Raw genomic sequence first — 13945 nt, 5'->3', positions numbered from 1 at the left:
GCTGCTCTACCGCTCGGTGGCGCTGTGCATGTCGCCGCCGAGCACCCTCTCCCCCGTGACCGACGGGCGCTGGGAGCGCGGCGACCTGCTCGCCATGACCGAGCAGGTCGAGCGCTACCGCACCCCGTACGGCTCGACGGTCAAGCTGGTCAACCGGATGACCGGCGAGGAGCGGCACGTGGCCGTACTCGCCGTCGGCCGGATGGAGCCGCTGGAGATCCCCGAACGACACGAGCCCTGGCTGCACTTCCACGAGCGGCTGCCCTGGCCGATGGAGATCTCCACCCGTGTCGACATCCTCGGCTCCGGCGACTCCTTCCGTAACCTGGAACACCGGCTGCGGATGATCCGCTCGCAACAGCTGGACTATGCCGAACACGGCATCGACGCGCCCCCGGAGCTGGAACGACTGGCCAAGCGCGCCCTGGTGATCGGCGACGAGATGACCACCGGTCTCCCGGTCGACTCGGCCCGTGCGCACGGCTGGCACCGGATCGCGGTCGGCGGCCGGACCAGGGAGGAATGCCTGGAGCGGGCCCGCCGGCTCATCCAGCTCTACTCCCGGGAGCTGCGCATCTCGCTGCAGCACCCGAAGAACCAGGACTGGCTGGCCCGCGAGTTCATCCCCGGCGAGCCGATCGCCAACACCGGCTACGTGCGGCGCATGCCGGTGCCGTTGCTCGCCGCCGCGCTCCCCCAGGCCGCGTCCAACGTGGGCGACCGGCGAGGCGACCTGATCGGCCGTACCGCCGGCACCTGCCGCCGCCCGGTCTTCCTCGACCTGCACTTCCCCATGGAGGTCCGGGAACGCTCCGGGCTCGCGGTCTTCGTCGCCGAACCGGGCGGTGGCAAGTCCACCCTGCTCGGCGCCCTGGGCTACCTGGCCGCCCGCCGAGGTGTCCAGGTGACCCTGCTCGACCCGTCCGGCCCGCTGGCCCGCCTCTGCGCGATGCCCGAGCTGCGGCCGTACTCCCGGGTGTTGAACCTGACCGGCTCGGAACACGGCACCCTGGCGCCCTACTCGCTGATCCCGACGCCGCTGCGCTCCGAGTTCGGCAGCGGGGCCGCCGGCGACCGCGAGTTCGAGATCGCCGTCTCCAACGCCCGGGCCGAGCGGCGGATGCTGGTGCAGGACATCTGCATGATGCTCGTTCCGCCCCAGGTGGCCAGGGAGGCGTCGACCGCCACCCTCTTCCGGCACGCGGTCCGCCAGGTCCCCGCCGAGGAGACCTCCACCCTGGACGACGTGGTGAGCTGCCTCGGACGGCTCGACGACGACGCTGGCAAGGAACTGGCCAACCTCCTGCTGGACACCGCCGAGATGCCACTGGCCATGCTCTTCTTCGGCCGACCGCCGGAAGGGCTGCTCGGTGCCGACGCGGCACTCACCGTGATCACCATGGCCGGGCTACGGTTGCCCGACCTCAAGATCGAACGCGAGTACTGGTCAGCCGAGGAAGCACTGGCCCTGCCGATGCTGCACACCGCGCACCGGCTCGCCGTCCGGCGCTGCTACGGCGGCTCAATGTCGTCCCGCAAACTCGTCGGCCTCGACGAGGCGCACTTCATGGAAGGCTGGCGGTCCGGGCGCTCCTTCCTGGTCCGACTCGCCCGCGACTCCCGCAAGTGGAACCTGGCCGCACTGGTCGCCTCCCAGAACCCCCGCGACATCCTCGGCCTCGACGTGCAGAACCTCGTCTCCACCGTCTTCGTCGGCCGCATCGCCGAGGACGCCGAGATCGCCTCCGAAGCGCTACGACTGCTGCGGGTGCCGGTCAACGACGGGTACGAGGCCACCCTCGCCTCGCTCTCCGCCGCCGACGCCAGCTCGTCCAGCCGGCTCGGCTTCCGCGAGTTCGTGATGCGCGACGTAGACGGACGGGTGCAGAAGGTCCGAGTCGACGTCTCGTACGTCGAAGGGCTGCTGGACCACCTCGACACGACGCCAGCCGCGATAGCCGCGGCGGCCGGAGTCCTGCCGAGCAATTCCCTGCCGGATCTGGAGGCGTGACATGGCTAGGGCCTGGGCAAGGACCGCGTCGTTCCTGCTCGCCCTTGGCGTACTGGCCGGGGCTACCCTCACCTGGCCGCTGATCGGCGCGGAGGCCGCAGCCGCCGCACCGCCCACCGCCCAGGCCCGCGCCGACCTCTGCACGACCGCCGAATGGCAAGCCGACTTCCGCACCTGTGTAGGGAAGCTGAAGCAGGTCAGCAAGGCCGAAATCGATTGCCTCAAGCCACCCGTGCCATCCGCTCCGGATTCGGGCCTGGCTGGTTGGTTTGCCTCCCGCCCGGACTCGTCAAAGCTGCCCGGGCCAAAGGGCATCTACAGCGACTACGGCTACGGCGGTTACAGCTACAACACCTATAACGTGGAGGGCGGGTGCGCCTCCACCGTCCTGCATCCGGACTACAAGTTCACCACCACGGTCGCCAACGGCGAGCTCATGATCGCCACGGCCGTCGTGGGTGCCTCGAACGCCCTGCGTGAACGGGCCTGGGATCCCCGCTCGATGTGGAACTGGGCCGACCCACTGGTGGAGAAAGCCACCAAAGGCGTCTACGAGAAGGTGTTCAGCGTCTTCGGGATCATCACTCTCTGCGTGGTGGGTCTCTATCTGCTCTGGCGCTCCCGCCAGTCGGACATGAGCAATGCGATGACGACGGCAGGGTGGGCGCTACTGGTGATGGTGGCGGTCACCGCGCTGGCGGCCTGGCCGGTCAAGTCGGCGAACATCGCCGACGGCACCCTGATCACCTCACTCGGCGTCGTACACGACGCTCTAGGCCCGGCGTCAAAAGACATCCCAGCCGACAAATGCGTGCTTCCCAATCCGGACGCCTGCATTGACAAGCGGCCACCTGCCGTCCGTGCCAGTGACACCGCTACTGAGTCTATGCTCTACCGCAACTGGCTACGTGGTGTGCTTGGCTCGGCCGACAGCGAGACCGCTAAGAAGTACGGTCGGGCACTCTACGACGCCAAATCACTTAGCTGGGGTGAGGCGGAATCAATCCGCTCCAACCCCACCACTCGAGATGTAGTGATCGGGGCGAAGCAGCAACAGTGGATGACGGTTGCCGAGCAGATCAAGGCTGAAGACCCGGAGGCGTACGAGTTCCTAACGGGAACCCGCGACATGGACCGGATTGGCTCCGGGTTCATCGCGGTACTCGCGGCTGTACTCTTCGCGATGTTCGACCTCACCGCGTCGGTGCTTGTGCTGCTTGGCTTTCTGATCTTCCGCTGGGCGGTGATCGCTGCCCCGATTCTCGGCACGATTGGTCTCCTGCGACCCGCGAGCGCTGGGCTACGCCGACTGGCTAATGCCGTCGTTGCCGCAGTGTTCAACATCGCCATTTTCGGCACTGGCGCCGCTATTTACCTTTTCGCGGTCGATTTGATCATGAGCACGCCCACCCTGCCGGGTTGGCTTCAGGTGGTGCTGGTCTGGCTCTGCGGGGTGGTCGGGTGGCTGCTGCTGCGGCCGTACCGGCGGATCACGCAACTCGGCGGCAAGGACAGCAGCGAAGCGGTCAGTTCGGCCGGGTCCTGGCACCGCCGGTTCTTCCGCGACATGCGGACCGCCGCTCGGCTGGACGTAGGCGAGCCGGGCGGCACCGCCGAGCCGGTGGGCGGACGTCGACGGTCACCCAACGCGGAACAGACCCGGCTACGCCCGGAGGCGCGGCGAGAGGACCCGGCTCCGGTGCCGACAGCCGCGGCCGAGGGCCGGCGCGCAGACACGGCGCGCCCCGACGGCCGAGAGCGGCCCGACGAGGCGCCGGCGGAGGAGGGCAGAGGTCGGAGCCGCCCAACCGCCCCGCAGCCCCGACGCCGACAGCCGGCGACCTGGACCGAGCCGGATGTTCCGGCTGAGAACCCGTCGTTCGTGGTCTACCGCCCAGGCTCCACCGAGCGTGTACCGGATCGCACCGGACCTCGGGTGCGCTCAGAGGCGAGGTGACGGCGATGCGACGGGCGCTGGAATTCCTCTTCACCCGGGCGCTGCGGTCCCGGCTGGGCGTAGCGCTCGTGATCGGGGTAGTGGTCGTCGGTGTACTCGGGGCGGCCAGGCTGATCTCCAGCCCGGGTGCTTCAACCGATGGGTTGAGTAGCCGTCCGGATGGGCCGATCATCACGGTGGACCCGACGGCCGGCGACGACGGCCTGCTCAACAGCGCGGCTCCGCCGCGACCCGTGACGTCGCCCGGCGCCCGCACGCCCGAACAGACCGCCGACCGCTTCGCCAAGGCATGGCTGGGCAGTCCCGGGATGACCACCGAAGAGTGGCAGGCTGGTCTGCGGCCACTTTCCACGCCGGCGCTGAGGGAGAAGTTGGCCGGCGCCGAGCCCGAGAGCGTGCCGGCCGAGAAGGTCACCGGTCCTCCGACCATGCGAGAGCGGACCGAGACGTTCGTCGAGTTGCTGCTACCCCTTGATGCCGGCGGGCTCCGGTTGGAGTTGGTCACCTCCGATGATGGTTGGCTGGTCGACGTTCTGGACTGGGAGCGGCCATGAGCGACGTTGGTAGCGCCAAAACCCGCCGCGGCCCCCTCCGGCTCGGTGTGGTCGCCGCGGTGCTCACCGGGATGCTGCTTCTGCTCTGCTGCACCGGCGGCACCGCGGCGTTCTTCCTCACCGGGCTCGGAGGCGACGACGCCGAGAACGGCGACACCATGGCAGGCATGGAGTGCGGGCCGGTCCGAGCGGTGAACATCGCGGGCAAGCTGCCGCGATTCGCCCAGTACGGCGACACACAGGTCCGCAATGCCGCGATCATCATCAAGGTCGGCCAGGACATGGGCGTGCCCTCGCGAGGCTGGGTGGTCGCCCTCGCCACCGCAATGCAGGAGTCTGCGCTGCGCAACCTCGCCAACAGCGGCGTACCCGAATCCCTGGCCCTGCCACACGAGGGCGTTGGCGCGGACCACGACTCGCTGGGCCTGTTCCAGCAACGGCCGGGGTGGGGCAGTGTCGCCGAGCGGTTGAACCCCGCCTACGCGGCGCGCAAGTTCTACGAGAAGCTCGTGAAGGTGGGGAGCTGGCAACAACGACCGCTGACCGTGGTCGCGCAGCGGGTCCAGGTCAGCGCTTACCCGGACGCGTACGCCAAGCACGAAGAGGTAGCCAGCCGGATCGTGGACGCACTGGCCGGCGGGGCGGCCCGCACCGTCGAGATCAACGGCAAGGCGGTGTGCAACGCGGCCGAACGCGGTCAGATCGCCGCCTCCGGCTGGACCGCGCCGATCCCCGGCGGAGTCGGCTCCGGTTTCCGCACCGCCAGCCGACCCCGCCACAACGGAGTCGACATCGGCGCGGCCAAGGGCACCGAGATCCGCGCCGCAGCGACTGGTCGGGTGCTGGTCTCCACCTGCGACGAGGACGACCGCGGCCGAGAAGACTGCAACGTGGACGGATTTCCCGGCAAGGGGGGCTGCGGCTGGTTCGTCGACCTGCTGCACGCCGGCGGCTACATCACCCGGTACTGCCACATGGTGGTTCAGCCCTTCGTCAAGAAGGACCAGATAGTGACGGCCGGTCAGGTGATCGGCAAGGTCGGCAGCAGTGGCAACTCCTCCGGCCCGCACCTGCACTTCGAGGTGCACCTGCGCAACGACCGTAACGCGTCTGGCGCGGTGAATCCGGTCCCGTTCATGCGCGAGCGGGGTGCCCCGCTGCGCGCCGCTGAGTGAGGCCAGCACCTGCATGACCGGGCCGTTACCTGATCCCTTCGCCGACCATCCGGACTGGGCGCCGCAGCCGCCGAGACCGCTGACCATCGTCCCCGCGACTGAGCGGGTCGAGCTACGCGGCCGACGGGTGCTGGTCGGGCTGCCCGGGATGGGTTGGCGCGGGGATCTACGCGCGGACGACCGGGTCGTGCAGAGCGCCCGGACCTACGTGCCGGTGATCCCCGAGCACGAGTGGTACCGGGCCGAAGCCGACCAGGTCGAGGTGTTCGCGCCTTTGGTGCCGGTGGAGCGGGTCTGGGTGGAGACGGTCGGCAGCCGTCCGGCAGTGGACGACGCCCGGGACACGGGCATCCGGTTGGTCTCGCTGGACGGCCCGGCACACCGGACTCCCACACCGGTCTTCGAAGCGGACGCGGTCACCGGTCGGCGGGTGGTGCACGTCGAGGGCGGCCTGGAGCACCGTGACCTTCGAGCGGTCACCGAAACCTACTCAGGCGCCGAAGGGGACATCTGCGTACGAGTCACACCCGAGGTGGAGTGGTACCGCTGGGCCTGGCGCGGCCAGTCACCCACCACCCTGGAGGTGCCGGTACATCTCCTGTGGATTGAATAAGTCTGCTCAGGATCGTTCGGCCTTACATACCCGCCAGCCGTCTTCGTGCCGTGTCTCAAACCGCCAACGCTGACGATCACTTTGCGATATTCCATCCACGAAGGCTGAAAGGATGAGGTCAACTTCGACATTGGCCGAATCGCCCTGCTGTTGAACAGCGAAACCCTCCCAACTCGTTGAGATCTTTGCGCTGTAGCGGACTTCACGAGCTACAAGATCGTCCCGAAGAAGCCGTAGAGCATCGATATCGAGATCGCTTTGACAGGCGAATTCGCTGGCTCTCGCGTCATTACGGTCGGCAAGAAAAGACTGAATGTAATTTGCTACGACCACGTCCGGGGTGCTGCGGTCGGGTGTCGAGGCGCGGTTGTACCAGACCACGGCGGTGGCGATGCCTCCGAGGCAGAGCAGGGCGAGCACGCCAGCGACAACTGTGAGCACCGTCCGCGTTCGGCGGCGTGGCGGCTGCGGCGCCGGCGTTGCCGGGGCGGGCGGCAGCTGCTCGGACGGTGTCCGCTGGGCCGGTACGCGGGAGACCTGGGAACCGGCGGGGGGCTGCACTGATTCCACCTCCTGAAGTTATCGGCTGGACGCTCCGGAGCCAATGCCTCAGATCCAGCGGATCGTGACGGACCCCTCCCCACCGGTGAGATCCACGACAACACCGGCGCAGCGCCGAGGCACCTCCCGGAGGAGGGCCGTCGGCTGGGATACCGTCTCTGCTCGGGGAGGGGTTGCCAACCTCGGGTAGAGGGGGTGGACGCGGTGGCCGGTCCGAAGGCTCGCACGAACCGCGCCGCAGCCCTGCACCGTCGGGCGTCGGCCGTCGCGACCGCAGCTGCCGGGATCCTGGACGAGACGCGGCCGGCTCCTGCCGATCAGCGCCGCCAGTACGAGGTGGCCGAGCGGTTGCGGACGGCTGCGGCCGTGCTGGCACCGGGCTGGTCGGGCGCTGCACTGGACTCACTCACCGTGGACTCGCCGGCCGGTGATGGTCCGCCGCCGTTCGTTCGGGTCGGTACTGCGGCGCCGTTGGACGACGCTCGCTTCCCCGCGTTGGTGCCACTTGTCGGCACCGGTCACCTCAGCGTGGACGCTGACGCACGGGAGCCGCGGGTTGCGGGGTTGCTCCGGGCCGTACTTCTGCGGTTGTTGGGTGCGGCCCCGGCGGGTGCCCTGCTGATTCGCGCTGTGGATGCAACCGGGGCTGTGCTGACGCCGTTCGGGGCACTCGCTGATGCTGGCCTGTTGCCGCCACCGGCGGTGGACGTGGTGGGTCTGCGCGCGGTGCTGACCGAGGCGGAGCAGTGGGTGACACCGGGGGCGAGTGGGCGACGCCGCCACGATCGGACGCTGTTGCTGGTGGTGGCCGCGCTTCCGGAGTCGACAGGCCCGGCCGAGCTGGCGCGCATCGAGACGTTGGCCGAGCAGGGGCCGGCCGCTGGGCTGCACCTGGTGGTGGCGGGATGGCCGCCCGCCGGCCCGTACTCGGCCCGGGCACCGCTGCCGCACACCACTGCGCTGGCGTTGCGGAATGCGTACGCGCTGCTCGGCGATCCGCCGGGGGCGTCGTTCGCCGGGCCGGGCGCTGATCCGCCGGGCGGTGTGAACTCGCCGGTCTTCGTCGAGTCGGACCCGCCGGCCGAGCTTGTCGACGCGGTTTGTCGGCGACTCGCCGAGCAGGTGGAGGCGGGTTCCCGCTTGGCGTTGGGTGCTCTGCTGCCGCCGACGGGCGAGCGACTGTGGGAATCGGACTCGGCCGACGGGCTGACCACGACCGTCGGCGATGCCGGGGGCCGGTCGGTGCCGTTGGGCTTCACCGAGTTGACCCCGCACTGGCTGGTGAGCGGCCGGTCCGCGGCGGGCCGGGCGGCGTTCCTGACCACCGCGTTGCTCGGCCTGGCCGCCCGGTACGGCCCGGACGACGTGGCGTTCTACCTGGCGGATCTCGGCGACGGCGAGTCCTTCGTGGAATTCCTGCAGACCGAGCGGGACCGGTCGTGGGTTCCGCAGGTGCGCGCGGCGGCGATGGCCGCCGACCGGGAGTACGTCCGGGATCTGCTGGACGAGTTGACGGCCGAGGTCCAGCGCCGCACGGAGGCGGGTGCGCGGGCCGGGGGGCAACGCTTCGCGGAGCTGCGTCAGCACCAGTCGCTGCCCCGGATCGTCTGTGTGGTGGACAATGTGCCGCTGCTCTTCGCCGAGCGGGACCGGCTGGCCGCCGAGCTGGCCGCCCAGTTGGACGGGCTGGCCCGGGCGGGTCGGGCGTACGGCGTGCATCTGGTCCTGGCGGGTGCTGGCGAGTTGGGGCTGAGTGCGCGCGCGGATGCTGGTCATCGGGATTCGGTGCTCGGGCAGTTCCCGGTGCGGGTGGCGCTGCCGGGTGGCAGTCCGGTGTTGGAGCCGACAAACGACTCGGCGGCCGGTCTGCCGGTGGGCAGCGCGGTGGTGAACACGGCCGGCGGGCTCGGCGGCCCACGGGGCGCGATCCGGGGTCACGAGCGGTTGATCCGTCACCCGGACCCGCAGGATCATCCGGAGGTCGTGGAGAAGCTGCGGCACGAGTTGTGGGAGGCCCGTCCGGCGGGGTCGGTGCCGCCGGTGGTTTTCGCGGGTTACGCCCGCCCGCTGCTGGGCAATGATCCGCGCCACCGGGCGGCCCTGGCGGGACAGGCTCACGGGCCGGCCGCCCTGTTGGGCCGGGCGGTGGACGTGGCGCGCTCGACGGTCTCCGTGCCGTTGGGGCCGGCGGCTGGGCGCAACCTCGCGGTGTTGGGGTCGGGCACCGCAGCGGGCGGGATGTTGGCGACGGCGGCGCGGAGCACGTCGGCTCACCACGCGCCCGGCAGTGCCCGCTTCCTGGTGGCGGCACCGGATCCCGGGGCCCGGGTCCTGGCGGAGGCGTTGACGGCCGATCTGGCGGCCCGACATTCGGCCGAGTTGGTGGATCTGCCGACGCTGCTCGCGGACGCGGCCCACGACCTGCCGACGTATCTGGTGGTCTTCGGGCTGGACCGGCCGGGTCCCCGGGAGCTGCCGCTGGACCGGCTGCGGTCGCTCCTACGGGACGGGCCGCCGGCGGGGCGGCATCTGCTGGGCTGGTGGCGTGCGGTGCCGCCGTTCGCCGCGTTGTTCGAGCCGGCGGGTGAGGTCGACAAGCTGGCGGCGGTGGCCGTGCTGGACGTGCCGGTCGCGCAGCTCACGGCGGTCTTCGGGCGTCCGGTCGAGTGGCAGGTGCGCCCCGACCGGGCGGTGCTCTGGGATGGCCCGGACGAGCGGGGCACGGTCCTGGTGCCGTTCGCCGACGTGGCCGGCTGATCTGGTGGCGCACGTGGAGGGTGTCGAGGTGGATTCGATCGCGACGGTGACCGGGCCGGGGCGGCAGCGGGCAGCTGCGGCGACCGGGGACGCCACGCCGCGGGCGGTCGAGCCCGGGAATGCCTGGACGGAGTATCTTGCGGCCGCTCGCCAGCTGGACGGGGTACGCCGGGGTGCGGCTGCCGCCGCCGGTGAGCAGGCCCGGTCGGCGGAGGCCGCCCGGGAGGAGTTGACGGTGCTCCGTACCGGGCTGGCGAGTCAGCAGGAACGGTTGCGCGAGTTGGGCGTACCGGCGATCTCCCTGGTGCCGTCACCGCCGGAGCTGACCGAGGCGGCCCGGTCGATGGCGGGCGGCCCGGCGGCCGTGTTGGCGGCGCTGCGGACCGCGCGTGGCTGGGCCGAGGCGGCGGACGGGGGGCTGGCCGCGCGCCGCCGGTTCCGGCCGGGGTCCTGGCCCGCGAGGGCGCGCAACCTCCTGGTGTACGGGCCGTTCGCGCTGTTGGTGCCGCTGATCCAGGTCGTGGTTCTGGCGGCGACGGGGGTGGGACCGGCCAGCGTGGCGGCGTTGATCTGCGGGCTGCCGATGCCGGCGGTCGCGTTCGTCGCCGGTTGGATCGGCATTGGCAGGTTGTTCCGGGTCAGCCCCACCGAGCGGCTGGACCGTACGGTGCGTTTCGGTGCAATGGTGTGCCTGGTGCCGGCGGTGCTGGCCACGGCCGGCCTGCTGCTGGCCCTGCTCGCTGGCTGACGGACGGGACCCACTCGGCCGGGGCACGACCGAGCTGGTGCGGAGACGCGACGGCCGGCCGTCCCGGTTGGGGTGTCGGCCGGCCGTGGTGCGACGGGATCTCAGCGGGGGATGATCAACGCCATCGCCTCGGCCCGCGACTTGGAGTCCGACTGCAGGATGCCGCGTACGGCCGACGTGATGGTCTTGGCACCGGACTTCTGGATGCCGCGCATCGCCATGCACATGTGCTCGCATTCGAGCACGACGACGACGCCGCGGGGCGCGAGTTTGCTCATCAGCAGGTCGGCGACCTGTGAGGTGAGCCGTTCCTGCACCTGCGGACGACGGGCGAAGACCTCGACGAGTCGGGCCAACTTGGACAGGCCGGTGATCCGCCCGTCGGGGCCCGGGATGTAGCCGATGTGCGCGCTGCCCCGGAAGGGCAGCAGGTGGTGCTCACAGAGGCTCATCACGTCGATGTCCCGGACGATGACCAGCTCTTCGTGGTTGGCCTCGAAGGTGGTGCTGAGCACCTGGGCCGGGTCGACCCGCAGTCCGGCGAAGAGTTCGGCGTACGCACGGGCGACCCGGGCCGGGGTCTGCTGGAGCCCGTCGCGGTCCGGGTCCTCACCGACGGCGATCAGGATCTCGCGGACGGCCTTCTCGATCCGGCCGAGGTCGACAGCGTCCTCGACGGGCCGGCCGGTCAGTTTGCCGCTGATCAGCCGCGCGGCCACGTAGTCGAGCTCGTCGTCGCCGTCGGGTTCGGTCGCGGAGACGGCCAGCTCCCGGTGTGGGGAGCTGGCCGTCGGGTCGTTGCTCAGTGCGTGCCGTCCGAGTTGTTGGACGGCGCCACGCCCCCGACCGACGCCTGCGCGCCGTCGGCCTGGGCCTGCGCCTTGAGCTTGTCCTTCTCCGCAGGGGTGAGCACGGGCGGCTCGGTGGAGGGCTGACGCTTGCCGAAGCCGTTGTACGGCGCCAGCGGCGGGCGCTTGACCACCCGGGAGCAGATCCGCGCCATGTCGGCCGTGGAGAGGGTTTCCTTCTCCATCAGCTCGAGCACGATGTTGTCCAGGACGTCCCGGTATTCCACCAGGATCTCCCAGGCTTCGTCGTGCGCCAGCTCGACCAGTGCCCGCATCTCGCCGTCGATCTCGGCGGCCACCGAGTCCGAGTAGTCCCGCTCGTGGCCCATGTTGCGGCCGAGGAACGGCTCGTCCCCGCTGGTGCCGTACTTGATCGCGCCGAGCTTGGAGCTCATGCCGTACTGCGTGATCATCGCGCGGGCCAGTTGGGTGGCCTTCTCGATGTCGTTGCCGGCACCGGTGGTCGGCTCGTGGAAGACCAGTTCCTCGGCAGCGCGACCGCCCAGCGCGTACGCCAGGGTGTCGATCATTTCGGCGCGGGTCTGCGTGTACTTGTCTTCGGTGGGGAGCACCAGGGTGTGGCCCAGCGAGCGGCCACGGGACAGGATCGTCACCTTGTGCACCGGCGCGGCGTGCGGCAGCGCCCAGGCGACCAACGCGTGGCCACCCTCGTGGTACGCGGTGATCTTCTTTTCCTGGTCGCTCATCACCCGGGTCCGCCGCTGCGGACCGGCGACCACCCGGTCGATCGACTCTTCCAACGAGTCGTTGCTGATGGCGCGCTGCTCCTTGCGGGCGGTGAGCAGCGCCGACTCGTTGATCACATTGGCCAGGTCGGCGCCGCTGAAGCCCGGCGTGCGACGGGCCACCGCGTCGAGGTCGACGTCGGGCGTGAACGGCTTGCCCTTGGCGTGCACCCGCAGGATGGCCTTGCGGCCCTCCATGTCGGGGGCGTCCACCGGGATCTGCCGGTCGAACCGGCCAGGGCGCAGCAGCGCCGGGTCGAGGATGTCCGGCCGGTTGGTGGCCGCGATCAGGATGACGCCGCCCTTGGTGTCGAAGCCGTCCATCTCGACGAGCAGCTGGTTGAGCGTCTGCTCCCGCTCGTCGTGGCCGCCGCCCATGCCGGCGCCACGGTGCCGGCCGACGGCGTCGATCTCGTCGACGAAGACGATCGCCGGGGCGTTCGTCTTGGCCTGCTCGAAGAGGTCACGGACGCGGCTGGCGCCGACGCCGACGAACATCTCCACGAAGTCGGAGCCGGAGATGGAGTAGAAGGGCACCCCGGCCTCGCCGGCGACCGCGCGGGCCAGCAGCGTCTTGCCGGTGCCGGGCGGGCCGAACAGCAGCACGCCCTTCGGGATCTTGGCGCCCAGGGCCTGGTACTTGGCCGGGTTCTGCAGGAAGTCCTTGATCTCGTACAGCTCTTCGACGGCTTCCTCGGAACCCGCGACGTCCGCGAAGGTCGTCTTCGGAGTGTCCTTGGTGATCATCTTCGCCTTGGACTTGCCGAAGTTGAGCACCCGGGAGCCGCCGCCCTGCATCTGCGACATGAAGAACAGCAGCAGGAGCACGAGCAGCGCGATCGGCAGCAGGTTGACCAGCAGGCTCACCCAGATGCTGTCCGAGGAGACCTTGGCGTCGGCCGGGCCGGTGACCCGGTTGTTCGCCTTGGCGTCCAGCACCTCGTTCCAGATCTGGTCGCCAGCCTGGTACGGGAACTGGGCCTCGATCTTGTTGGTCTCGGTCTTGCCGAACTTGGTCTTCTGGGCCAGGTCCAGCTGGAGCGTCTGCTCCTTGTCCTGGAAGACCACCTTGTTGATCTTGGCGGTGTGCAGTTGATCGAGCGCAACGGAAGTGTCCACGCGGTGGTAGCTGGGACCACTGGTGAACAGCTGACTGAGCACAACGGCGCCGAGGATGACCAGGATGATCCAGACCACCGGTCGGCGGAAGAAACGCGTACGTTCCATACTGTTGTCGAGCGCCGGGGCGCCCGCATCCTCCTGATCGACGTCCTGACCGTCTGATGGTGTCGCCGCGTTGAGCGGCGGCCGGAGCCGCCGTGCGGGCCGACTCGACCCCGAGGCGCGAAAACTACCGCGCCGCGGTCATTCGACGGTACACCGTGTACGCGAGGAGTGAGCTTGCGAGCCCCGCAGTCGTGCACCATCAAAAGACCGTGTACGCCAGTAGCGAACCTGCGAGCCTCCGCACTTCACGCGCCTTCGACATCGACGACACGCACCGTGGGCAGGCCCACCAGCCCCGCAGCCAACGTACGGCGAGTCCGGGTGGAAGCCGGCGTGGCGGGGAGTCCGGCTCGGCCACCCGAGCGCCCGGTCACGCGATCGAGTGGGTCGAGCGCGGAGGAACCTCCGGGCCACCGTGCTACACGGTAACCGCATCAGCTGAGAGCGCGCTGAACGTCGGCTTGATGGATGCCGATAGAAGTCGGGCTCATGTCGACCGGCGGGCCGTCGCGACGGGACGGCCCGGCGTCAGGAGCGGGCGTAGACCTCGGGCTTGAGCACCCCGACGTACGGCAGCTCCCGGTAGCGCTCAGCGAAGTCGAGGCCGTACCCGACCACGAACTCGGTGGGGATGTCGAAGCCGACGTACTTCACCGGAACCGGCACCTTCACCGCGTCCGGCTTGCGGAACAGGGCGACCACCTCGACGCTCGCCGCCGAGCGCGACTCGAGGTAGCGCAGCAGCCAG

The 13945-nt window shown here is 70.0% G+C and carries 10 protein-coding genes and 1 pseudogene; 7 read left to right on the top strand and 4 right to left on the bottom strand.

All coding sequences use genetic code 11. From position 1 onward, the window contains the following. The 5 genes from ABZ749_RS14770 to ABZ749_RS14750 all read left to right on the top strand — a co-directional run. Positions 1-2011, top strand: a 2011-nt coding sequence (locus ABZ749_RS14770) for an ATP-binding protein (protein WP_357227724.1), incomplete at its 5' end; no start/stop codon positions are given. 1 nt (position 2012) lies between these two features. Then, the gene (locus tag ABZ749_RS14765) at positions 2013-3968 is read left to right on the top strand and encodes an MFS transporter (RefSeq protein ID WP_357227721.1); all 1956 of its coding nucleotides are present in this window, start codon (positions 2013-2015) and stop codon (positions 3966-3968) included. Next, the gene (locus ABZ749_RS14760) at positions 3965-4522 is read left to right on the top strand and encodes a hypothetical protein (protein ID WP_357227718.1); all 558 of its coding nucleotides are present in this window, start codon (positions 3965-3967) and stop codon (positions 4520-4522) included. Before ABZ749_RS14765 ends, ABZ749_RS14760 begins: the two co-directional genes overlap by 4 nt. Then, entirely contained in the window at positions 4519-5697 is a 1179-nt protein-coding gene (locus ABZ749_RS14755) for a M23 family metallopeptidase (protein WP_357227715.1), read from the top strand. The genes ABZ749_RS14760 and ABZ749_RS14755 overlap by 4 nt, the downstream gene beginning before the upstream one ends. 13 nt (positions 5698-5710) lie before the next feature. Continuing rightward, positions 5711-6310, top strand: coding sequence for a hypothetical protein (locus tag ABZ749_RS14750; protein WP_357227712.1), 600 nt, complete (start codon positions 5711-5713; stop codon positions 6308-6310). Positions 6311-6316: 6 nt separating this feature from the next. Here ABZ749_RS14750 and ABZ749_RS14745 read toward each other — a convergent pair whose 3' ends face one another. After that, positions 6317-6871, bottom strand: a complete 555-nt coding sequence (locus ABZ749_RS14745) for a hypothetical protein (protein ID WP_357227729.1) — start codon at positions 6869-6871, stop codon at positions 6317-6319. Between the two features lie 195 nt (positions 6872-7066). Between ABZ749_RS14745 and ABZ749_RS14740 the strand changes: the two genes are divergently transcribed. Both ABZ749_RS14740 and ABZ749_RS14735 read left to right on the top strand, forming a co-directional pair. After that, positions 7067-9628 (top strand): FtsK/SpoIIIE domain-containing protein, encoded by a 2562-nt coding sequence (locus tag ABZ749_RS14740; RefSeq protein ID WP_357227709.1) that lies wholly within the window; start codon positions 7067-7069, stop codon positions 9626-9628. A gap of 46 nt (positions 9629-9674) precedes the next feature. Beyond that, positions 9675-10376, top strand: a complete 702-nt coding sequence (locus ABZ749_RS14735; RefSeq protein ID WP_357227726.1) for a hypothetical protein — start codon at positions 9675-9677, stop codon at positions 10374-10376. A 101-nt stretch (positions 10377-10477) separates the two neighbouring features. On the opposite strand, the gene folE is transcribed toward ABZ749_RS14735, so the two are convergent. The 3 genes and pseudogenes from folE to ABZ749_RS14720 form a co-directional block, all read right to left on the bottom strand. Then, entirely contained in the window at positions 10478-11143 is a 666-nt protein-coding gene (gene folE / locus ABZ749_RS14730; RefSeq protein WP_091403265.1) for a GTP cyclohydrolase I FolE, read from the bottom strand. Positions 11144-11178: 35 nt separating this feature from the next. Continuing rightward, complete coding sequence (gene ftsH / locus ABZ749_RS14725) at positions 11179-13197, bottom strand: ATP-dependent zinc metalloprotease FtsH (protein ID WP_357227706.1); 2019 nt, start codon at positions 13195-13197, stop codon at positions 11179-11181. A gap of 528 nt (positions 13198-13725) precedes the next feature. After that, a pseudogene (locus tag ABZ749_RS14720) lies at positions 13726-13945 on the bottom strand (hypoxanthine phosphoribosyltransferase); the annotation flags it as partial.

Origin of the sequence: Micromonospora sp. NPDC047753 (genome assembly GCF_040642735.1) — a bacterium.
Lineage (GTDB): Bacteria > Actinomycetota > Actinomycetes > Mycobacteriales > Micromonosporaceae > Micromonospora.
Note: the sequence above shows the minus strand (reverse complement) of the source record. Positions and strands in the feature narration are given on the sequence as shown.

What these genes read in the sequence shown, in the direction of transcription:
- ABZ749_RS14765 (WP_357227721.1), top strand. Translation starts at nt 2,013, where the DNA reads ATGGCTAGGGCCTGGGCAAGGACCGCGTCGTTCCTGCTCGCCCTTGGC.
- ABZ749_RS14750 (WP_357227712.1), top strand. Translation starts at nt 5,711, where the DNA reads ATGACCGGGCCGTTACCTGATCCCTTCGCCGACCATCCGGACTGGGCG.
- ABZ749_RS14755 (WP_357227715.1), top strand. Translation starts at nt 4,519, where the DNA reads ATGAGCGACGTTGGTAGCGCCAAAACCCGCCGCGGCCCCCTCCGGCTC.
- ftsH (WP_357227706.1), bottom strand. Translation starts at nt 13,197, where the DNA reads ATGGAACGTACGCGTTTCTTCCGCCGACCGGTGGTCTGGATCATCCTG.